General features: G+C 56.0%; 18 protein-coding genes and 2 pseudogenes. 6 read left to right on the plus strand and 14 right to left on the minus strand.

The features are described 5' to 3' along the window. Positions 1–3 precede the first annotated feature (3 nt). From QD461_RS32890 to QD461_RS32915, 6 genes and pseudogenes are all read right to left on the minus strand, one after another. Entirely contained in the window at positions 4–1,188 is a 1,185-nt protein-coding gene (locus QD461_RS32890) for a M20 family metallopeptidase (protein ID WP_004128884.1), read from the minus strand. A 141-nt stretch (positions 1,189–1,329) separates the two neighbouring features. Beyond that, complete coding sequence (locus QD461_RS32895; protein ID WP_004128880.1) at positions 1,330–1,797, minus strand: Lrp/AsnC family transcriptional regulator; 468 nt, start codon at positions 1,795–1,797, stop codon at positions 1,330–1,332. Between the two features lie 181 nt (positions 1,798–1,978). Next, positions 1,979–3,157, minus strand: coding sequence for a M24 family metallopeptidase (locus tag QD461_RS32900; RefSeq protein ID WP_004128877.1), 1,179 nt, complete (start codon positions 3,155–3,157; stop codon positions 1,979–1,981). 172 nt (positions 3,158–3,329) lie between these two features. Continuing rightward, positions 3,330–3,569, minus strand: coding sequence for a hypothetical protein (locus QD461_RS32905; protein ID WP_414091226.1), 240 nt, complete (start codon positions 3,567–3,569; stop codon positions 3,330–3,332). 12 nt (positions 3,570–3,581) lie between these two features. Next, positions 3,582–3,866: pseudogene (locus tag QD461_RS32910) on the minus strand (carboxymuconolactone decarboxylase family protein); the annotation flags it as partial. 12 nt (positions 3,867–3,878) lie between these two features. Further along, entirely contained in the window at positions 3,879–5,204 is a 1,326-nt protein-coding gene (locus tag QD461_RS32915; protein ID WP_004128870.1) for an aspartate aminotransferase family protein, read from the minus strand. Positions 5,205–5,438: 234 nt separating this feature from the next. Between QD461_RS32915 and QD461_RS32920 the strand changes: the two genes are divergently transcribed. Beyond that, complete coding sequence (locus tag QD461_RS32920) at positions 5,439–6,323, plus strand: MurR/RpiR family transcriptional regulator (RefSeq protein ID WP_004128868.1); 885 nt, start codon at positions 5,439–5,441, stop codon at positions 6,321–6,323. A gap of 381 nt (positions 6,324–6,704) precedes the next feature. Here the strand turns inward: QD461_RS32920 and QD461_RS32925 are convergent, their stop codons facing one another. The 3 genes from QD461_RS32925 to QD461_RS32935 all read right to left on the minus strand — a co-directional run bounded on the left by QD461_RS32925 (position 6,705) and on the right by QD461_RS32935 (position 10,831). After that, entirely contained in the window at positions 6,705–8,477 is a 1,773-nt protein-coding gene (locus QD461_RS32925; RefSeq protein ID WP_004128865.1) for an ABC transporter permease subunit, read from the minus strand. A gap of 18 nt (positions 8,478–8,495) precedes the next feature. After that, positions 8,496–9,590 carry an ABC transporter ATP-binding protein gene (locus QD461_RS32930; protein WP_004128856.1) on the minus strand — a complete coding sequence of 365 codons (1,095 nt, stop codon included), beginning with the start codon at positions 9,588–9,590 and terminating at the stop codon, positions 8,496–8,498. A gap of 137 nt (positions 9,591–9,727) precedes the next feature. After that, a complete protein-coding gene (locus QD461_RS32935; RefSeq protein WP_004128854.1) occupies positions 9,728–10,831 on the minus strand; it encodes an ABC transporter substrate-binding protein in 1,104 nt (367 codons plus the stop codon). Positions 10,832–11,378: 547 nt separating this feature from the next. Between QD461_RS32935 and QD461_RS32940 the strand changes: the two genes are divergently transcribed. Continuing rightward, the gene (locus QD461_RS32940) at positions 11,379–12,569 is read left to right on the plus strand and encodes a M24 family metallopeptidase (RefSeq protein ID WP_004128852.1); all 1,191 of its coding nucleotides are present in this window, start codon (positions 11,379–11,381) and stop codon (positions 12,567–12,569) included. 251 nt (positions 12,570–12,820) lie between these two features. Then, positions 12,821–14,602, plus strand: coding sequence for a CocE/NonD family hydrolase (locus QD461_RS32945; protein ID WP_004128850.1), 1,782 nt, complete (start codon positions 12,821–12,823; stop codon positions 14,600–14,602). Positions 14,603–14,875: 273 nt separating this feature from the next. On the opposite strand, the gene QD461_RS32950 is transcribed toward QD461_RS32945, so the two are convergent. After that, a complete protein-coding gene (locus QD461_RS32950) occupies positions 14,876–15,370 on the minus strand; it encodes a hypothetical protein (RefSeq protein WP_015342013.1) in 495 nt (164 codons plus the stop codon). 165 nt (positions 15,371–15,535) lie between these two features. Next, positions 15,536–16,582, minus strand: a complete 1,047-nt coding sequence (locus QD461_RS32955) for a C45 family autoproteolytic acyltransferase/hydolase (protein WP_004128849.1) — start codon at positions 16,580–16,582, stop codon at positions 15,536–15,538. A gap of 613 nt (positions 16,583–17,195) precedes the next feature. Here QD461_RS32955 and QD461_RS32960 point away from each other — a divergent pair. Then, entirely contained in the window at positions 17,196–18,479 is a 1,284-nt protein-coding gene (locus tag QD461_RS32960; RefSeq protein WP_004128847.1) for an ATP-grasp domain-containing protein, read from the plus strand. A 78-nt stretch (positions 18,480–18,557) separates the two neighbouring features. Continuing rightward, a complete protein-coding gene (gene proB, locus QD461_RS32965) occupies positions 18,558–19,403 on the plus strand; it encodes a glutamate 5-kinase (RefSeq protein ID WP_004128845.1) in 846 nt (281 codons plus the stop codon). A gap of 72 nt (positions 19,404–19,475) precedes the next feature. Here the strand turns inward: proB and QD461_RS32970 are convergent, their stop codons facing one another. Then, the gene (locus QD461_RS32970; RefSeq protein ID WP_154660804.1) at positions 19,476–19,652 is read right to left on the minus strand and encodes a hypothetical protein; all 177 of its coding nucleotides are present in this window, start codon (positions 19,650–19,652) and stop codon (positions 19,476–19,478) included. 215 nt (positions 19,653–19,867) lie between these two features. On the opposite strand from QD461_RS32970, the gene QD461_RS32975 reads away from it, so the two are divergent. Further along, the gene (locus QD461_RS32975; RefSeq protein WP_004128843.1) at positions 19,868–21,010 is read left to right on the plus strand and encodes a KamA family radical SAM protein; all 1,143 of its coding nucleotides are present in this window, start codon (positions 19,868–19,870) and stop codon (positions 21,008–21,010) included. Positions 21,011–21,197: 187 nt separating this feature from the next. Here QD461_RS32975 and QD461_RS32980 read toward each other — a convergent pair. After that, a pseudogene (locus QD461_RS32980) lies at positions 21,198–21,647 on the minus strand (transposase); the annotation flags it as partial. Between the two features lie 56 nt (positions 21,648–21,703). Then, on the minus strand, positions 21,704–21,878 hold a 175-nt coding region (locus tag QD461_RS32985), incomplete at its 5' end, for a transposase domain-containing protein (RefSeq protein WP_414091225.1).

The raw sequence follows: 21,878 nt of genomic DNA on the forward strand, positions 1-21,878 counted from the left end.
GCGTTACGCGCTTTGAAAGAGTTCCCAGCAGTAGCGGATCGCCAGCTCGGTTGTCGGGACGAGAGTCTGGTCGGACACCCCGAACGTCGGCGTATGGACGCCGGATTCGTTTCCCGGCTCCTTGCTGCCGAACCAGAAATAGATTGACGGGATGCAGCCGGAGTAAAAACCAAAGTCATCGCTGCCGGAGCTTGCCGAACCCTCGATATATTTGTCCTCGCCATCGGACTGCACGACGATCTGCTTGAATCGCTCGACCATTGAGTTGTCGTTGACCACAGGAGGCTCGCCCGCGTGTGAGCTAAATTCGGCCCGGCCTCGATGGATCGCAGCAACGCCCTCGGCAATTTCGCGCACCCGTTGAACCAGCAACTTTCTCCTCTCGGGACTGCTCGTCCGGATCGTTCCGGTCATTGTGACCGAAGGGCAGATTATGTTCGTCGCTTCCCCGCCGTGGATCGTGCCGATCGTAACGACAGCGCCATCGTCAACCGGCATTTCGCGCGACACCACCTTCTGAACTTCGTTGATGAAGGCGCCTGCTATCGCGATCGCGTCCACGCCCAAGTGAGGCTTGGCGCCGTGTGCCATCGTCCCGATAAATTCGAGCGAGAACTGATCCGCTGACTTTGTTACGGCGCCCGCACGGGCGCCATAGGAGCCGGCTGGAATGTCAGTGCGGACATGAAATCCCACTGCGGCGTCGAACCCGTCTAGCAAGTTTTCTTCAACGACAGTCCGGCCGCCAAGTGGTTCTGCTTCTTCAGCGGGTTGAAAGAACACTCGCAGCCTGCCTGAGAAATTTTCGCGCATGCGATGGAAAGCGAGCGCCGTTCCCAAGGCGATTGAGCCATGCATGTCATGACCGCACGCATGCATGACGCCTGGCACTTGCGACCGATACGGCAGGTCGTCGCGGGCTTCCTGAATGGGAAGCGCGTCGATGTCTCCGCGCATCGCGATCGAACGATTTGCGCCTGGGGCCAAGCCCTGGATATCGACATAGACACCGGTCTTGTGAAACGTCTTTGCTTCGGTCAGGCCGAAGGCGGCCAAGGTCTCGATAATCCGCTTCTGGGTCTTCCACTCGTTGTTGGAAAGTTCGGGCTCGCGATGCATGGCGTGCCGCATCTCGACGACTGCGTTACGCTCGACCTCGGAGAGGAAGTTGTTGGTAGGCATGTTCATGGTGGTCTCCTGGTCTAGTCGTCATGGTGTCTGTTGTTGCACCTAGCAGCGGAGCTGCGCGGCCCGTCGATTCGAATGCACATCACGCAGGGTCCCTGCATAAATGGAGGTGACACTGGATCCGTCGCTGCGACATCATCACTACACCTCGAGCGGGATAGCGAAGCTGGCCTTGAGACGGTCCATCACAACCATGGTCTTGAAGCCTTTGATATCTGCGTTTTCATAGAAAAACCGGCGCGTGAAGTGCTCGTAGTCCTGCATATCTTTCGCGGTAATCACGAGCATGAAGTCGGCATCTCCCGTTACGTAGAAACCCATCATCACCTCACGCGTATTTCGTATCGCAGCCTTGAATCGATCGACGATGTCGGCCCTTTCCCGTTCAAGGGACACCATGACGATCATGGTGATGTGTCGTCCGACTGCTTTGGGCGAGACGATGGAAACGTCTCCCTCGATGACGCCCTCGTTGCGCAACCTTCTCAAACGCCGTTGGCACGCCGTCGGCGAGAGGTGGACCATCCCCGCGAGTTCTTCAGAGGTCAGCCGGTTGTTTTTCTGAACGGCTTGGAGAAGCGCAATGTCGGCGCGATCGAGTTCAACCATCACCTACCTCCCCGAAAGAAGAACCTGGGGAGCCCGCGCGGAGGCCTGCAGCGCCGATGCGACCTGGCATAGGCCGGTTGCTTCGACGTTCCCGGCGCAGATACTCGTCCGAACTGGTTAGGCCATTTCGGAAACGAAGCAGACATGCTGGAACCAGACGAGTATGCACCGGATACAGTCTCTATTTGACGAAGAGCTTGCGCGGCGTCTTCGTCAGGGGCTCGTAACCCGTTTCGGAGACCGCAAAGCTCTGTGTGATCGTGATCCCGACATTGTCGAGCCACAGGCCAGGCATCATGTGGAACACCATACCCGGCTTGAGTACGGTTTCGTCGCCCTTGCGAATGCTTGCCGTTCGTTCGCCTGAGGCCGGAGGGAACCCAATGCCGGTCGGATAACCAATGCGAGACTCTTTCTCGATCCCGTGGCGGGCAAGCGCCTTGCGGAAGTCGGCATCGACCTGCGAGCAGGTGCGACCGGGCCGAACTGCTTCCAGCCCGGCATTCAAGGCCTCAACAGCGATTTCCGACAGGTTCAGGAAAGCGGATGAAGGCTGGCCGACGACGATCGTGCGCGCCAGGTTGACCTGGTAGCGATGCCGGCAACCGTTCAGTTCCAGGTTGACAACGGTGGACTCCGGCAGGGGGTCGTCCGTCCAGGCGGCATGCGGCGCGATTGAGCGTTCGCCAATGCACAAATCGGGGGGGCAACAAGGATAGTCGCCACCGAACTCGGGCGTGCCCGAAATCTGCTGGTGATAGATCGCAGCAGCAATATCGCACTCACGGACCCCGGCTTGCACCATATCGATGACGCGCGTCATGGCGGCATCCGCAAGCTGGCCAGCTTGATGCATAATGGCCACCTCGGCTGGGCTCTTTACGAGCCGGATCCATCCAACAAGAAGATCGGCGTCGACGAACTCTGCATTCGGCAAGGCTCGCGTGAGATCTGCGTGGCCGCGGGCCGGATAGTAATATCCCCCCATCTCGACGCCGATACGCGCCTTTTCCCCTCCGAGCTCCTTCACGATATCGGCCATGAAAGTATAGGCCGACAGCGTTGCCGATTGAACATAGGTGTCGGGATAGGCTCGGATATTGTCCTCGGCCAGATAGGTGGTCATGGAAGCCGAAACACGGTCCATGAAACGGCCGATCCAAATCGGTTCTGCGTGGTCTTGCGCCACAATCACCATTTGCGGTGTGTAGAAGGAATACGCATTATAGCCGGTAAGGTAGTTCTGGTTCGGCGGTTCTGAGAGGAGGAGGATGTCAATCTCTCTCTTCGCCATTTCCTTTTTAACGGCTGCTAGACGGGTCTGGAATTCTCCCAGTGCGAAGTGCAATTCTTTTATCATTCTTGATCTCCCATTCGGCCGCGGCTGCCGCGCCAATATTTCCCCGTCTGTCAGGGGGCAAAGCGGGCCGTCGTTATCCCTGTATTGATCGGCTCCTGATCGGCTCCACGCTTGAACCTGCAGCCTAAGGGCACGGCTGGATCGGAAGGCCGAACTCTCGTTTTTTGCTCCATCAGATTGGGTGTTCAGCCATCTCGTCGACAACGTCTTGGTCGATCGGCGTGTCGAAAGTCATCAATATGAAACCGAGCACCGAATAGAAGCCGACGGTCGCCATAAGGTCGAACACGGCTTGCCGACCTATGCTCGCAGCAATAGCTTGCTCGAGATGCGAAGGCAGACGTGCGCCGTCAAATAGCGCGTCGACAGCACCGGCAAGTACGCCCTCTTCGCCATCGGGAGTTCCAGCCATACTCCGGATTCGCGCATCGGAAATACCAAGAGCGCGAGCGCGGCTTACATGGTGGGACCACTCATAGGCGGAGCCCATACGATGTGCCGMGCGCAAAATCACGAGCTCGGACCGGACCGGACCTAACGCACTATCTTTTACGATATGCTGCCGCAGCGGAGCCCACGCTCTCAGCAGCGCGGGATGATGAGCCATGGTGCGATAGACGTTCAGCGCGCCGGCAAAGCCCGTTTTCATGTCCGCGATTTCCGCGGGCCAGTTTTCATCAGCGATAGGCGGACAGGACGATGTTGTCATTTCGCGAGAACCTCAGTCTACTACTGCGGCGCGGATGGCGTCGGAAAGCCGTTCGACAATCAAATCGATTTCTTCAGGCTGAATGATGTAGGGTGGTGCTAGCAGCACGTGGTCGCCCTGCGCGCCGTCGATCGTACCGCCCATTGGGTAGCACATAAGGCCTCTGCGCATGGCTTCCTTCTTGATGCGGGAATGCATCTTGCGGGCCGGATCGAAAGGTTGCTTGGTGTCTTTGTCGGCCACGATCTCGACGCCGCGGAAAAGACCACGACCGCGGATGTCGCCGACATAGGGTGATTGTCCAAGTGCCTCATCGAGCCCGGCCTGGAGGCGCTTGCCCATCCGGATGACGTTTGCCATCATGTCCGCGCGCGTGATTATTTCAACCACCTTACTGGCTGCCGCTGCTGCGATCGGATGTCCGATATAGGTATGTCCATGCTGAAACAGACCCGACCCGTCGGCGAACGCACGGTAGATCTTTTCGGAGAGCAATACCGCTCCGATCGGCTGAAAGCCGCCGCCCAGTCCCTTCGCAATCGTGACCAGATCCGCGACAATGCCCTCCTGCTCCATAGCGAAGATTGTGCCGGTACGCCCCATTCCGCACATGACCTCGTCGAGGATCAGCAAGATGCCATACTTGTCGCACACCTGCCGAACCCGCTTGAAATAGTCCGAAACCGGGCCAACGGCACCCAGCGTCGCACCGACCACCGGCTCGGCGACGAAGGCCATGACCTTGTCCGCGCCAAGTTCAAGAACCTTGTCTTCCAGTTCCGCAGCAAGACGCTCGGCATAAGCCTCCGGCGTTTCGCCCACCTGCAGGTCGCGGTAGGCATAGCAAGGAGAAACATGATGCGTTTCAGGCAAGATCGGCTTGAACTGGGCACGGCGCCAGGCATTGCCGCCTGTTGCCAAGGCACCGATCGTATTGCCGTGATAGCTTTGCCGACGTGCGATGATGTGGCGCCGCTGCGGCTGCCCGACTTCGACAAAATACTGGCGCGCCATTTTGAGAGCGGCCTCGACAGCTTCCGAACCGCCAGACACCAGATAGACATAATCGAGGCCTTCGGGCGCAAGTTCAACCAATTGCTCGGCAAGCCGCTCGGCGACGTCGGTCGTGAAGAACGACGTATGGGCGTAGCTGATCCGACCCATCTGTAGCTTCATTGCGTCAAGAACTTCTGGATGATTGTGCCCGAGGCAACTGACGGCGGCGCCCCCCGACCCATCCAGGTAGCTCCTGCCCTCGCTATCCACGACGTAGATGCCCTCCCCCGCGACCGCGGTTGGCAGAGTTGTTCCGATCGTTCGATGGAGAATTTTTGTCATGGTCATCTCGGGGTGCTTATCCGTCCGGCTTTCGAACGTTTCCATCCATTGATTTGCAGGTTTTGGCGAAATATGCAACAACTGTTTTATAAATCACGTTTTGATGCATTTGTTTTCCCGCTCTCAAGTCAGAATTTTTGGAGCGGTTGTGATGTGAGATAGCCGACGGCTGTTTGACTTTTTAGTTCCCGAGAGAGATGGTCCAGGTGAATTATGACATCGTATGTGAGGCAAATGTTGCAAAAAGGCCCATTACACGCTCGGATCATCGAGCGATTCGACGACATGTCCGAGCAGTTGCAGCAAGCGGCTCGACACATATTGGAACATCCGCAGGAGGTGGCGCTCGTTTCGATGCGCGAACTCGCGCGGAATGCCGGTGTTCAGCCATCGACAATGACGAGGCTGGCGAAGTTTCTTGAATTCTCCGGGTATGAAGATTTCCGAGAGCAACACGCCGACGTCATCAGGGTGAGCGCCGACGGATTTGCGGCCAGGGCTTTACAAAGAGAAGAAGGGGCGGCGAATGGTGAGGGCTTGGCTTATAGGATGCTCCAAGGTCTCTCCGCGCAGATCGATCGGCTCCGCGACCCTGATACGATTTCGCGTTTGGATACAATGGCGGAGCACCTGGCAAAAGCGAGGCGGATTTTCGTGCTCGGCTTGCGTTCGTGCCACTCGGTCGCGTGGCATTTCCACTACGTCATGACATTGCTCGGCGAAAAGACTGTCCACTTGGATGGTCCGGCTGGAACAAGCGGCGACCCCCTCATCCGCGCAACTCATGAGGACGTGCTTTTGGCGATTTCCATCAACCCCTATTCGCTTCAGACGCTTGAGCTTGCCGAGGCCGCCCGTGAGAAGGGACTGTCCATCCTGGCGATCACCGACAGCGAAGTGTCTCCCCTGGTGACGATCGCAGAGCACGTTGTCTTCTTTCCGACTGAAAGCCAAACATTCTTTCACACGCTGGCGCCAGCGCTGGCCGTCTCTGAAGTTCTATGTGGTCTACTGGCGAGCCGAGATCGTGCGGCGGCCTTGAAAGAGTTGAAGCTAGCCGATCGCCATCTTTCTGCAATGAACACGTATGCGACGTCCATTCCGCGACGAAAGATTTAGCGACGTTTACGAGGCCGGCTACTCGCGCCAACGGCGCCTCCTGACCTTGCAACCGGAATTGAAGTTATTCGCACATCAGTCGATGTCCGATGAGTGGACCTGATGGTTGCCGCGGAATTGTCCCGCAAAGAACGGACTGACAGCAAATAGGGAACGCGCCGTCACCCGAGGGATGACCGTCTAATGCGTCAATGAAACCAGAGCTTGCCTAGAAAGTCCGTCGTGACCGGCTTCGGCTTTGAGCACAAGCGATTGATGAGCTCCATTGCGCAGTAAATGCGCCGGGCAGTCTTCGAGCCAGGAGCCCGCCCCAGAGTTCGCTCTGGGACAGGCAGTCAGTTTCACGGCTGCGAGTTACGGAGCCGGCATGAGTATGATGACTCAGGTCGCGGCGACCGGAGCACTCTTCAACGCCCCTCTTCCGCGCCAAAGCGTGAAATAAAGCGCAACCAGCCAGACGATTGGCAACATTGTCAGCAAAGCGCCAACGGCAGCGATCGTCGGGTCAAGTTGCTGCTTCAGGTTTTCCAGCATTTTCAATGGCAATGTCGGGATCGCATAGCCACTGACAAACGACGTGATGATGACCTCGTCGAAGGAAGCCAAGAACGCGAAGAGCGCGCCGCCGATGATACCAGAGCGGATTAACGGGAGAGTAACCCGCATGAACGTCTGGGTCGGCCCGGCGCGCATGCTCATTGCCGCCTGTTCCAGCCTCCTGTCGAATCCTGCGAGTGTCGCAAGGACGATGACAACGACATAGCCGATGGCTCCGATCGTCTGGCCCAGGATGATCCCGGTGTTCGTTCCAACCAATCCTAGTTTGGCCAGCCCGGTATAGACAGCAACACCAACAACAATGATTGGGAAGGTAATCGGCGTCAGGATCACCATGGTTAGACCCGAGCGCAAGCGCGACGAGCACCGGCTGAGGCCAAACGCTGCCAATGTGCCGACTATGGTCGATACCACGCTGACAATTACGCCGAATTGGAAGCTGTTCCACAATGCGCCGATCCACGAGGGGTCGTTGAAGAACGAATAGTACCATCTGAGCGAAACAGCCTTAGGTGGGAACTCGAGGAACTCCCCTGCATTTAACGAGACGATGATCACGATGAAACCGGGCGCCAATAGATAGATGACAACGACGGCAAGGAATGCTGCCCCCGCAATCTTGGACCACGGGGTTTCCCGCTGCGCTTGATGGAGCTTTGCTGCCCAGCGTCGCGCCCGATACGGGACGAGAAACTCGTTGAGATAGCGGGATGCCTTGTCGAATGAAGGCAGTTTACGTCGTCGGGCGTTCTGCTCGCTTGAAGCAGGCTGTCCATGCGCGCCGGCGAGATTGACGCCCGCTACGGAAAGAACCGCGAGCGCCATCGCCAACAATATAAAGGCTGCCGCGGCGGTCGCCGCAATGTTCAACGATGTTGTAAGCTGCGAATTGATGAGGGTTGAAAGCATGGTGTCGCCCAAGCCGCCCAATGCTTGTGGCGTGATGTAAAAGCCCAGGCAAACAACAAAAACCAATATGCAGCCGCTTCGAACGCCCGGGATACTAAGAGGTACGAAGACCCGGAGAAAGGCGGTGAACGGCTTTGCGCCCATGCTGCGAGCGGCTGCCATCAAGGAAGTATCAATGCTCATCATCACGCTGACAATCGGCAAAATCATCATGGGCAACATGATATGCACCATGCCAACATAAACAGCGAAACGATTATAGATGAGAGACAAAGGGCTATCGATTATGCCCGAATTGAGCAACACGCGGTTGATCAATCCACTATCACCCAAGACGACAGTCCATGCGTAGGTCCGAACCAGAGCACTCGTCAGCCAAGGTAGGAAGACAAGCACCAGGAGGATTGGTCTTGCACGGCCGGCGATCGTAATCAAATAAGCCGTCGGGTAGCCGATGATCAAACAAAGTGCCGTGGCTATGAAGCTGATCTTGAAGGTCTGAATCAGGATCAGGACAAATGAGCGCTGTTCGAAAAAAGCGATATAATTCGCAAAAGACAGATTTGGCGCATTGAGGCTGGTCGCGAAAAGAAGGAGCATGGGTATGCCGAAAATCGCAAACAGCACAGCGAACGCTGGCAAAGTTAGCAACATCGGCGTGGACCGGATTCTCTGAAGTGTTGTCATGGATGCTGTCCTTCCGCTTTACGCAGCGACAAACCGGATGTCGGATCGAAGCCAATCAAGGCGAACCTCTTCGCCCGGACGGAAGACTTGCTGGCCCGATGCCACATGTTCGCGCGCGATCAGCGTCGCATTCCCAACCCGCACCCGGTACTTCCTCAAGGGTCCAGCATAGATCATATCGTCCACGATCCCCGAGACGGACTGTCTGTGGTCCGCATCTGCGCGCCTTGCTGCTGAAGGCACACTGACGCAAATGCGCTCCGGCCGAAGCATCGATACCATACCGGAAGAAGGAACAACGTCCGATTCAATCTTGAAATCAACGCTTTCGAGGATATTTGCTTCACCCAGGAAGTTGGCGACAAAGCGCGTTTTGGGGCGATCGTACAAGGCCTCCGGTGTATCGATCTGCTCGATTTGACCGGCGCGCATGACAACGATGCGGTCCGAAAGCGTGAGTGCTTCTTCTTGATCGTGGGTGACGCAGATGGTCGTTTTCCCAAACTCCTTGTGCAGCTCTTTGATTTCCACTTGCATCTGCTCGCGCAGATTTCGATCGAGCGCGCCCAGCGGTTCGTCCAGCAGCAAAATCGGTGGATCTGCAATCAAGGCGCGCGCGACGGCCACGCGTTGTTGCTGGCCCCCACTCAATTGTGATGGCATGCGCTCGCCAAACTCACCCAGGCGAACACGCTCAAGCATTCTTTTGACCCGCGACGCTCTGTCAGAGGCCTTGATGCCGCGCATTTCGAGCGGGAACTCCAAGTTGTGATGCACCGTAAGGTGCGGGAAAAGTGCATAGCTCTGGAAGACAATGCCTTGGTCGCGGCGGTAAGACGGGACTTCGGACACGGACTTGCCGGAAATGAGGATGTCTCCTCCGGTAGGGGTCGTGAAGCCGGCGAGCAGCATCAATGCTGTCGTTTTGCCAGAACCGCTCGGTCCAAGAATCGTAAGGAACTCGCCGCGCGAAACAGAAAGGGAGATATCCTTAACCGCAGCAACGGCCCCATAGATCTTGGAAACATTGCGAAATTCGATTTGAGCGGTATCCGGAAGCTTCTGCAACACTTCGTCCTCGGCAGGAAGATGATTTTTCAGATTCAAGTTCATTACGATACTCCAGCAGGACTGATGAGCAACTTTGGCATGCAGTCCCGTAAGGCAGGTAGTGGGAAGAGGTGGCGCTAACCTTTGACGGCCCGCGCCGACTGGACGAGCGCCACCGATAGATCGTTGGGGACAGAGGATTACTGAAGAATCCACTCATTCCAACGCTGCACAAGCCGCTCCTTGTTCGACTTTCCGTCCGATCCAACCTCGGCATACCATTTGGCGTTCATAGCGAAGCTGATCGCCTCGTAGTCGGGATGCGACGCAAGTTTTCGGGCGACATCGTCAGGAATCAATTTGAAGGCGTTCTTGTTCGTTGGGCCCTGCGCGATAAGCTTTGCAAACTCGGCCTGTCGGTCCGGGCGGCTTGTCAGCGCAATAAATTTTTGAGCATTTTCGGCATTCGGACTGCCCTTCGGGATGCACCAATAGTCCGTTGTCAGTTTCGCCTGGTTGCGGTTGATCTCGATTGGCCCACCTTCATCAATAAGGGTAAGTGCGCGCGCGTCATAGGACTGCACGATGTCGGCGATGTTGTCTCGCATGATCTGAAGAATTTCCGACCCGCTCGTCCACCATTTGCGAATGTGCGGCTTGATCTTGTCCAAGCTTGCAAACACGCGGTCGATATCCATCGGGTAGAGCTTGTCCATCGGAACGCCATCCGCGAGCAATGCTTCTTCCCAAGGCCCACTTCCGTATTCGCCGGTATTGATGGAGCGAACGCCAGGGAACTTCTTGACGTCCCAGAATTCCGCCCAGGTGGTCGGCCGGGGCTTTCCTGCCGGGAACTTCTTCGTGTTCCAGACCATATTCACCGAGTATACGTACGAAGCAAAGCCGTTCGGTTGCCTCCAGTTTTCTGCGATTGCTTCCAGGTCTTCCTTCTTCCAGATGGAATAATCGATCTTTTCGAGGTAGCCCTTGGCAGTAAGCGGATCGACATTGGTTTGACCAAGGTTGACGACGTCGGCCGAAACGTTTTTGGTATCGACCATCATCGCAATCTGTGTCGATGAGAAGTCCGCATTGACGCGCGTCACCTTGACTCCGGTCTCGGCCTCAAAGGACTCGACGTAAGCCTTCATCACCGCATCGCCCCAGTTGCCGCCGCTCATGTTGACTTTGAGCTCGCCGGTGGAGGCGGCCGTTGCACGGCCGGCCGCGGAAGCCAACGCGCCTACCGCAATTGCGGTCGAAGTAGCCTGCATGAACCGCCGGCGATTTATCAGAATGCTCATTTCGTTCTCCCTCTGTTAATTCCTTGCTCATGGCGCACGGGGATCTCACTTCATCAGTGTACGGCGAACACGACGCCGGCGATGTCAGACCAAAGCACGCGGTTCCTGCGTTTCCACTCGGTCCCGCATTCACCAAGACGGTGGCGCATAAACGATTGCAGTGTTCAGGCAGCAGCCTCCTCGACCGCTACCATCAATGTCCTAACGCAACACGATAAGGAATGCAACAAATGTTTTATAACGCTCAATATGCATCAAGCGTATTATTGATATCTGAGCCTTTGGTCGCCTCAGTTTACCATCTGCCGAACACTGCTGCCGACGCCAGCCCTACGGGAGCGCCTGCAGGCTCTGGACTTCCGGGACGTGGTTTTTAACCGTACCTGATTCAAATGGATCATTGACACAATAGCGACTCATATGTTTCATTCGGTTCCAAAGAGGCCGATTCATCCGCGTAAGCGCGGTCGCTGATCGGCATCATTTCACTCTGCGAACCGCCGGTCGAAGACACCAGGTAAGCTTTCAGGAAAAGAGAAGAGGTCAGATGGCATACTTGGGCAATAATGTGCGTGAGTATCGGTACAAGCTACTAAATGAACTGATGGATCGCGAGAACCTGGATGCTGTCGCTTTCGCAAGCACAGAGTTCTTTCAGTTCGCGACCAACTTCCAGACGGATGTCACCACCTGGGAGCGGCCAATTCTCTGTGTCGTCCCGAGGAACGGCGCGCCGTTTGTTGTCCTCAATGAGCTTTCGACAAACAATTGGCGATATGCGCACGAAGACGGGCGTCTTTGGGTATCCGACACAAGCTTTTATGCGGAGCATCCAGTCCTCTCCAATCGAATGCATCTTGTGCATGAATGGCCGGAGATGGTTGCCGAAAAACTACGAAGTGCAGGTCTCGGGAGAGCTCGCATCGGGACCGATGTTGGTGGCGGTCCATTGCAGAAGGCGTTCGCGCTGCTACCTGAGGCCCGTCCTCTAATGAAGACGCAAGAGTTTCGAGCGCTTCGTTGGGTCAAGCATCCCGAAGAGATCGCACTCATGCGCGAGATAGCGAGCTTGACCGACTGGTTACAGGATCGCTACCGGGAGAGTATCCGTCCGGGTCGGCTCCTGATGGAATTGGATATGATGATGGGAGCCGAGTTAGCGCAGGAGGCCGCACGACGCTTTCCAGCGCAGGATGTTGCCTTGCTCGACCTGTGGTCGATCTCGGGTCCACCGTCGGCAGCTCCACACGGGGACGGCAAGCGATCCGGTGCGATCCTCGAAAAAGGACACGTGATGATCAACTTGATTATCCCCCGCATTAATGGAGTGGTCGTGGAGAATGAGCGGACCTGGTTCTGTGGCAAGCCGGATACCCGGCAGGAACGCTTCTTCGAGGTCGCGCTCGCTGCAAATGAAGCTGGAATTGAAGCCGCTGTGGCGGGTCGACCGGTGTCGGGAATTGATGCAGCAGCGCAGGCAATCATCGAAAAAGCGGGTTTTGGAAACTACATCATGCACCGGACAGGACACGGCATGGGCTTGTTGTGCCACGAGTACCCCGGAGACATGGCATTCAATCACCGTGCCTTGCTCGAAAACGAAGTTTATTCGGTCGAGCCCGGATTGTATGTTTATGGACTCGGCGGCTTCCGACAAGACGATACGGTCGTCATCGGGGAAAAGCCTGAAGTGCTGACACGGGCGTCTAAGGATCTAAGAAGCCAGACTGTTCTGTGACACTTCGTCCCGACAGAATCTAGTCGCGATCGCGATTTTGCCGCTTTGCCCTTTGGTCATCGCTCCGGTGGAGCGGTGGCACGCCCAGAGCCGCGAACGGCCTACCATAAAGCTGCTAGTGGGATCGCTTGGCTAACACGGTCGCGCCCCGCAATCCGCACCCTCCAGGCCGGCGCCCCTGCACTGGTAAGACAAATGCCGCAAAACACTACGTACTGAAACATATGTCGCACACTCACAGGAGCGTTTGCATGACCGATTCTCGCTTTCAGGCCCAGGCCGAGCCGAACGAAAATCCAGTATACCGCCTTGATCTCAGTGCCAAAGCTGCAGGCAGAGAGAAACTCGGCCCATTGGAATCGACGTATGTGTATGCGCACGAAGGTGTCAGGCTCGCTTTGGACGTGGTTCGTCCGATGGGCGATAGCGCGGATCATAAGCGCAACACCATCTTGGTTATGACCTGTTATGGGCGCGGAAAGAAGGGCGAGCCGTCCAATCAATATGCGGATTTGTTCGTTCCAGAAGGCTATGCGGTGGTGGTTGGAGATGTTCGCGGTACCGGCGCCTCGTTCGGCGTTTGGCCAGGTCACCGCTCGCGCGAAGAAATCCTCGACTTTAGTTACGTGTTAGACTGGATCGCTGCACAGCCTTGGTCGACGGGCAATGTGCTTGCGTACGGCGTGTCCTACACCGCCAACTCTGCAGACCTTATTGCTTCGAGAAATCATCCCGCCCTGAAAGGCATCGTGCCGCGCTATGTCGACTACGATATCTTTTTCGAAACCTATCCAGGAGGTGTTCCGAACCTTACCCTCGACAGGTGGAGTCAACTGGTTGAATCGTTGAACAGAGACGAAAATAGCGAGATCAATGCTGATCGCGCCTCAACTCTCCGTGCGGGAATTCGTCCGGTGGGAAGCCAAGCGGAGTTGACGGCCGCGCTGCAAGAACACGGCCGCGCGCCGTCATTCCAGCCGGTCGAGCAAACCACGTCCTTTGACGATTGGCTCAGCAAACGTTCTGGGTTCGATTTCTCTCCACAGGCGTCGGCTGACCTTATCTCGCAATCGGGGGTTCCGATTCAAAATTGGGGCAGTTGGTTCGATTCTGGGTCGCCCCTCGGGTCTATCCGGCGATTTCTACTCCAGTCGAACCCCATGAACATCATTCTTGGTCCGTGGAACCATGGCGGCCGCAAACCATATGACCCACTGCGTGCTGATGTTCAGGACTGCGCTCCGATCATGGCGGCGCAACACGCAAATGATATTCGATTCATTGATGCTTGTTTCACGGGCGAGGCTGCTCTGCAGGCCGATAAAGTCATTCACTACTACACGTGCGGCGAGGGATCCTGGAAGTCAACGCGCTCATGGCCAGTCCCGGCCGTCCGACAACGATGGCATATGGCAAGTGGCTCGCGCCTGAGCTCATCGCCGAGTGACACGGGCTACGACACTCTGCAGGTTGACCGTGAACTGGGGGACGTCCTCTCAAACAGATGGGACACCAATGGTGGCATTGGAACATGGGAAATCGATTATGGAGATCGGCGACAGTTCGATGCGGCTCGACTGGCCTATACGAGCGAACCGCTGCAGAATGATTTGGAGATCACCGGGCATCCAGTTGTGGATCTGAACATAACCTCAACCCGTGAAGACGGTATTTTCTTCGTCTATTTGGAAGCAGTTAAACCTGATGGGACCTCCTGCTACCTTACAGAAGGCCAGTTGCGTGCGCGTCATCGGAAAGTATGGACTGCCTCGCCTTTCGGCGCGCTCGGACCACAACAAAGCTATTTGGAAAGCGACGCCGAGCCGCTCACACCAGGAGAACCGACCAGATTGGCGTTTACACTGTTACCGATTTCGGCGCTCATACCAGCGGACTATAGCTTGAGGGTGTGTCTAGCGGGAAGCGAGAGCACGAGTTTCGCCAATGTACCCGCTGACGGAGAACCGCCGCAGCTCAAGTTGCATCGCGGTCCTCACGGTTGCTACATCGATTTACCCGTTGTTGAACGGTGAGGGCAGTCTTCATCTCCCATAAAGAGAGCGGCGTCGTTAATTCGGCGTCGCCTCCAGCAAAGTGATAGTTTCCGACCCGACTTGGGATAGTCTCATCTTCGCTCGAAGCGCCGCGGAGAGCTTTAGAATTCACTCTCGTGCGGGTGGAGCGCCGTCGGGCGAACTACCTACAAAAGTCCGCGCCGATACAGAATGCGGACCCAAACCGACCGGCCGTCAATGTAGATCATGCTGAGCGTCTGGCATACATCGACGCGTTTCGAGCCGTGCATTTCAGTTAGCAAGGAAAGAAGGCGCGAGAGCCTGCGCGTATAGGCCTGCGAGATCGCACATCTCGAGGGTATAATGTTCGGCAGCATCCAAGAGGTTGATCCAACCAATGACCTCGTTCCGCCAAACGACTGCGGTATTCAATACACCCACGAGGCCCATTTTGATCAATGTTTCGTGGTCGGCAAAGTAGCGCTTCATGTCTTCGCAATCTTTGCCCAGAAAGTGCCGACCAGCGCCGACACGCCTACTCCACTCGTCATCGGCGAGGGGCTTCGTTCCTCCGAGGGGACTGTAATTGAGGTCGGTCGAGTAGATCCGCCGCATAACGCCTGCGGCTCTATCAACCTTGAGGAGGGTAAAGAGCTTGTGGCCAAATTCCTCCTGGAAAGCGTTGTCTGCCAATGCCATTAAGGCTTCGGAATCCGACAGGCGGCCGGCGCGCTCGTGAAATACGACGAGCCGTTGATACTGATCGTCTCTGAGATGATAGCCCATATCTTTCCTTGCAACTTCGCAATGGGGTTTGTGGGATTTTTCACCTGGCCGGGCCTTGAACAGACCGGCTGCAGTTTTTTTGACGTGGCTGATCGCTGCCCAGACGCACCCGTGGGTTCGGTCCCCGGACGACGACGTCGCACCGCTCGGCGACTTGAGGCCGCATTAGACGACGCGCATTGTTCCGCTTAGTGCAGCTCGCTCGTCACGAGCCGCATGTATCCGCCACTCGATGCGGTCTGGAAAAAGCTCGAAAACACTCGTCGCGAGGGTCCGGGAGTCTTTCCAATCCTTGAAGATTAGAGTGGTCTCGTCAAACAGCACCGCTTCTGCTCCACCCGCCAACGCGCCTTCGCCGATCATTCGATCCGCCGCTGCTTGTCGGTCACGGGAGGAAGCGCCGATGGTCTGCTTCACCCCACTGAACTCGCTGGAGAGCAGATGGTTGGCATGCGCTCGCGGTTCAGCAACCTCTACCACGACGCAGCCTGAGGCCGGCGCTTCGACAGAGAGTACCTTGCGGGTCTTCGCATCGCCAAGAGTGTGATGGAATCCACACGAGCGGTCATTGCGCTTCAAAATGCCGACCGCTTCGTCCAAACTTTTAGCATCAAGAATGGCGCGGCAAAGAACCTGTCGGGGCACGCCAGGTTTTTGGTCGTTCGGGGTGATCGCGTTGATCGTCTGGACCAGGCCGGTCTCGTTCAGGCGGAAGGTACCGCCCGGCAGCATGCCCGCGGTCATAAAGCTGCTCCACGCCGGCCCCACATCGGGCTCAATCTCCACCCAGAAATTGGCACCCAGCGATTCGGGCTCGCCGTCCTCATTGTGGGCGATAACCGCCGGCCCATTGCATTCAGCTGGTATTAGGACAGTCGTGCAGCCCATTCCGGCAACAGCTTTTGCCGCGGAGGCGGCGTCTGGAATCTGCAGATCAGTCTGGCAATTCAATAGGAAGATGGTCTCGAAATCCTTGCCGGCACCTTCTGCGATACCCTCGATTTCGCGCACGTAGCGGGGATATGCCGCGCGGGCTGCAGCTTCCAAATTCTTCAAATATTCCGATCCGCGCCATCGAGCATCTAGAGCGCGAAATTGCTCCGTGCCAAGCCGATACTCGAGGAAGCTTGTGGCATTGGCCTTCCCGAGCGCACAACCAATCGAGAAGGCGTCGCCCTTGGCGTGCACACTGGTTATGAGGTTTTTTGTCATTGAGTTCTCTGCTTTCCGCTTACTGTCGGTATGTTTCGGAGAGACTGCTGGCGCTGCCGTCAGAAGTGGGAGAGCGTTTGGTTTTCAGGTCGTGGCTCCCCTTCCGCTGCCAGGCCGCTCAGCCAAATTCATTGCGGCGCGTCGAGGCTAAGTATCCTGCATAAATCATTTGATACAAATTAATGCTTTATGAGTCAATTGCTTCATTCTCCGACTGAAAAGCTGTGTCGGCCCCCGGCTCTACGGCGCTCTTGCTAGATCGCTGATGCAATACCCCGGCCAGCCAAGGCAACGAGAGGATCCCTGAAGCAATTACGATCACTCAAGGGTGCAAAGGTCTGAGCGGTCGTTATTGTGACGGTAGTACACGAGTATTCTTCGGACCGCGTGATTACCGATATCGCCAGTAGGCTGGGTGATGCTCCATTCCACCGTGCGCCGATCAAAACATCGCACACCTAGATCCGTCAAACAAAAAATTTACAAGATCTTTACGTCCGCAATTCGCTGAGGATGGTACGTTCACTGCAGATCTGTGGCCGGGCGTAGCTAGCAAGGTTGATGCGGATACGCTCGGACCGCCGCAAATCCCGCAACGGAGGGTCAGCAGTCAATGGCAAGAAGAGCGCTCATCCTGCTTGAAGGCAACGGACATGGTACTGGTGAGCAATATGTCCAAGCTGCCAAGAGTTTTGGCCTTCATCCAATTACCCTATCGACCGATCCAGCTCAGTACCCCTATCTCGCAGCGGGAGGTGTTGAAGCAATCCAAGTCGATACAGACAATCTCCATGCGCTGATCAACGAATGCTCTCGGCTGGGTAAGACCTACGAAATTGTTGGCATTACAAGCGCCGAGGAGAAGGTCTACGCGACCGCCGGAAAGCTCTGCCAGCAATTCGATTTACCGGGACCAAACCCCGCTTCGGTCGAACAATGTTGCGACAAATTCATTCAACGTCGCCTGCTCGCTGATGGAGGCGTTCCGATACCTGCTTATCGCCTGGCCACTAACGCGGCGGAGGTTGAAAGCTGTGCCGCGGAAATCGGCCTGCCAGTGGTGGTCAAGCCTGCGATCGGGGGTATCGGCGGCATCGGTGTTCGACTGTGCCGAAACGTCGCCGAGTTGGCCGAACATACGGCCCATCTTTTAGGTGGGAAGCATACATGGCGGTCTTCACCGAAGATCCTGGTCGAAGAATTCGCACAGGGCCCGTTCTATGAAGCCGACACGATGGGAAATGAGGTCATTGGGATTAGCGCCGCCGATTTCGATCATCCACCACATTTTCTCTTTCGTGAGAGCATCTTTCCGGCCCTGCTGACTAACGACGAGCACGAGCGAATCTCCGACGTGGCGCTGCGCTGTTTGGGAGCTCTGGGACTTGGGTGGGGGCCAACCAACATTGAATTGCGGTGGACGACGCGTGGCCCAGTTGTAATAGAAGTCAATCCGCGTATTGCGGGCGGAACCTATCCTCGGCGGGCTCATCTTGCTTATGGTGTCGATCTCGTAACCGAGCACATTAAGCTTGCCACCGGCGTGGAATGTGACTTACGCACCACGTATCTCCAGACTGCAGCCGTGCGATTCCTACTCCCTGATCGCGATGGCACCCTCAGTTGGATCGACGGCGACAGTCGGGCGGCTGCCGTGTCGGGCGTTGTAGAGGTCAAATTTTATGTTAAGCCTAAGACGCAGATAGTCAGGAAAGGTGACTACCGGGACCGCATAGGACATGTGATCGCCGCTTCATCCAGCTTTGCACAGACCAAGGCCATACTTCAGCATGCGGTCGGTCTAATCGATTGGTCGATCACGCCATTCTCTACCTCTGGCGAAGAAGAACACGCCGTGCCGTTAAACTCCTCCAGCAGCCTCAAAGGCTCTAGGTAAAGGGCAATTCGCAATGAATATTGAGTTGCCCAGTGTAGATTGCAGAGACGTGCGTTCCTTTTAGCGAGGCAACACTTGATGACCACGGCGCAATTAATTTCCGCTCACCGAATAATCGTGAAGATTGGCTCCGCACTAATTGCCGACGGAGAAACCGGAGACATTCGCGGTTCTTGGCTTGAAACGATGATAGAAGATGTGGTCCGATTTTTCTCACGTGGGCAGCAGGTGATCATCGTGACCTCCGGTGCTGTCGCGGTTGGGTCACGTCACTTCAATGAGTTTGACGTTCCTCTGAGAAGTGAAGAGCGACAAGCGGCTGCAGCCATCGGTCAAGTTCGACTCATGCTTGCCTTCGAACAGAGCTTAAAACGGTTTGGATTTGGACTCGGACAAATACTATTGATGGGCGAAGATCTACGCAACCCGCATCGCCGACTCAATGTTCTGTCAACTGTTCGACAAATCCTCAAAGTTGGCGCCGTTCCCGTTATCAATGAGAACGACACAACCGCAACTGCCGACACCCGTTTTGGCGACAATGATCGTTTGGCGGCCCAGCTCGCAGAGTTGGTGCAGGCTGACATAATTATTTTGCTTTCCAACATAGATGGCCTCTTCACGGAAGATCCACACGACAACCCGTCGGCCCGTTTGATCACAGAGGTGCGACGCATTACCCCCCAAATAGAGGCCATGGCCGGTCATTCCGTCTCTCGTCATAGTTCGGGTGGCATGCTGACGAAGTTGATGGCAGCAAGGATCGCCATGGATGCCGGGTGTTACATGATCATCGCGAAGGGAAACAAATCTTACCCGCTGTCGGCCATCGAGAACGGTGGCCCATCAACCTGGTTTATCCCGTTTGCAAGGGATAGGAGCGACCGCCACACTTGTGGCGACAACCTACCGCAGGCTCAATAATCGTCCTGCATTGCTGATTATTGGTAGCGCTCTTTTCAGTGCACGTTGTAAATCGTTTTGAAGAGCGGCGGCTTATGCTGGCTGGCTTTTGAAGTTGAAGGGCAGCAGATCCTCGATATTGGCATCGTCGGGGCGCCGCAGCAGCGGTGTCCAGCCAAGCCCCAGCCACGCGCGCCAAAAAATCAGCACGCCGCAAGACAAGCGCATGACAGCGGCGGCAACCACATCAGATGGTGCTTCGAAAAACAACGGCTCAATCATTCCTTACATTGGTCGTGTCAACTTGGGTCCATTTCTGTTCTGGCCCTGACACACTGAAGACCCTTGTATTCTGTGGACGCCTGCGTAACCTGACTTTGCGTCACTTTGACAGCAATCAGATCGTCGACGGCACATTGATTGCAGGTGCATAACGAAGAACCGTACGACAATTGCCTCTCGCCTTTTTTTATTAAGGGCTCTAGATGAAGACCACTCGAACTATCCAAGGTAAGACGACAAAATTAAAAGTGGCTCCGCTCATCAGTTCGGACCCGCTGTTGTCGTCCAAGATCATAAATTTCATTGAGGGGGCACGCGCAGTCACCCCCGCCGAGGTGGAAGCAAACAGCATCACGCGTTATCGTGTTACAAAATTCTATCGTGAACAGATCATCAACAGTGGTCATTATGATCAGCTTAAATTCATCGTCGAGCCCTCATTCGAAGAGTTCGACGGTCCCGGCACTCTGGATACCAGCGGAGAGCACGAAAACACGGTCGCGCCCGGGTTTCAGCACAAGTACGCGCAAACAGGATTGTTGCTTGCAACGGACCGCTGCGCTTCATACTGCCGTTATTGCTTCCGCAAACGCATTGTCGGCAAGGACTCAGATGAAATCGCAGCTGACCTTGGGCAGATTGCGCGATACATTGGAGGTCATCCTGAGATGACGAACGTCCTGATATCAGGAGGTGACCCGTTCGTGCTCAACACCGCCAGCCTCCATGAAATTCTTGATCATCTGCTGCCATTCCCACATCTGAATTCCATTCGTTTTGGCACAAAAATGCTCGCCTACGCGCCCCAAAGGTTTGAGGATCCTGCTCTAGTGGCCTTGTTCGAACGGATCCATGTAGCTGGAAAATCCGCAGTGATCGTTACGCATTTTGACCATATCGGCGAAATTTCGGCCGATGCGGAGCGAAGCATTCGGTCATTGCGGGCGCGTGGTACGCAGTTCCTAAACCAGTGCGTGCTTCTCGCGAAAGTCAACGATGACCCCGACATTTTGGCCGCGACCTTCGCCAAGTGTCACCATATGGGTGTCCGCCCATATTACCTATTTCAAGGCAGGCCGGTGAAAGGTGCATCGCATTTTCAGGTTCCACTGCGCCGCGGCCTGGAGATTTCGCATGGCATCAACCAACGCCTGAGCGGCATTCAAAAGACATTTAAATACATCATGTCGCATTACACTGGTAAGATCGAGATTCTCGACTTTGGAACTGATGGCCGCGTCTATATGCGATATCACCAAAACAAGGCTTCAGAAAAGATCGGAAAGATCTTTTCCCGGCCGAACCTCGAAGGCGCCTGCTGGTTGGACGATTTGCCCGAAGGATGAGATCTGAGGGCGCCAATGCAAACTACCAAATCATTCCCTGTGGAAGTACCGTGGACGGCGATGATGAACTCTCCCGCCGTGCGGCAGAACCAGTTTTTACGTTGAGATCTTCAGGAAGCATGCGCCGCTGGAGCAGAGACGCCAGGAGCATGACGGTGAGCAGGCATAAAAGGTCTCTGAATCACCTGAGCAGGCGCAAGAAGTTGTAGCCAACGGCAGCCAGAACGGCATCGACGGCATCTCCTTTTGTCCGGCGAGATAATTGCGATCCATCCGATGCTCGTTCTTGATGTGGCCGATGACGGGCTCGACGGCTGGCTCTCGTCGCATCTGTCGTTTGATGGCCGGCGTCACGCGGCGCTGTTGTGGCTTGTGAAGACCCGCAGCTTGTGACTCTCAGGTGAATTGTGGCCGCGATATCCGGCATCGGCCAGGTGCGGACAACTCGTTGCCGATCGTCTCCTCCATGTCGGGGATGATGGTCTCGAGGGTGCGCCCATAATAGGGGTTCCTGGCAGTGCCATGGCATGGAGGGCGAACTGGCCGCCTTTGGAGAGCGGTTCAGTATCGAGGCCACCGAGACTTGACGCCAAACTCGTAGGGCTTGTGCGCCTTGCCTTCGGATGCATTCGACTTCGTCGTAAGCGCTCATTTCCATGCGCGTTGACGCGGCCCGTTTGACCGGGGTCGCCGTCAGACGGCTGCCATTGGATCATGCAGCGGCGGTTTCAGCGTTTCAGCGAAGTTGAAGGGCAGCAGGTCGGTGATGTCGGCTTCGATGACACGCTGCGGTAATTCGGTAAGGACGTGACGCAGATAAGCCAAGGGTTCGATGCCGCAGGCGCGGCATGTCAGCATGAGGCTGTAG

It is taken from the genome of Rhizobium sp. BR 314 (genome assembly GCF_047445805.1).
GTDB classification, from domain to species: Bacteria; Pseudomonadota; Alphaproteobacteria; order Rhizobiales; family Rhizobiaceae; genus Rhizobium; species Rhizobium lusitanum_B.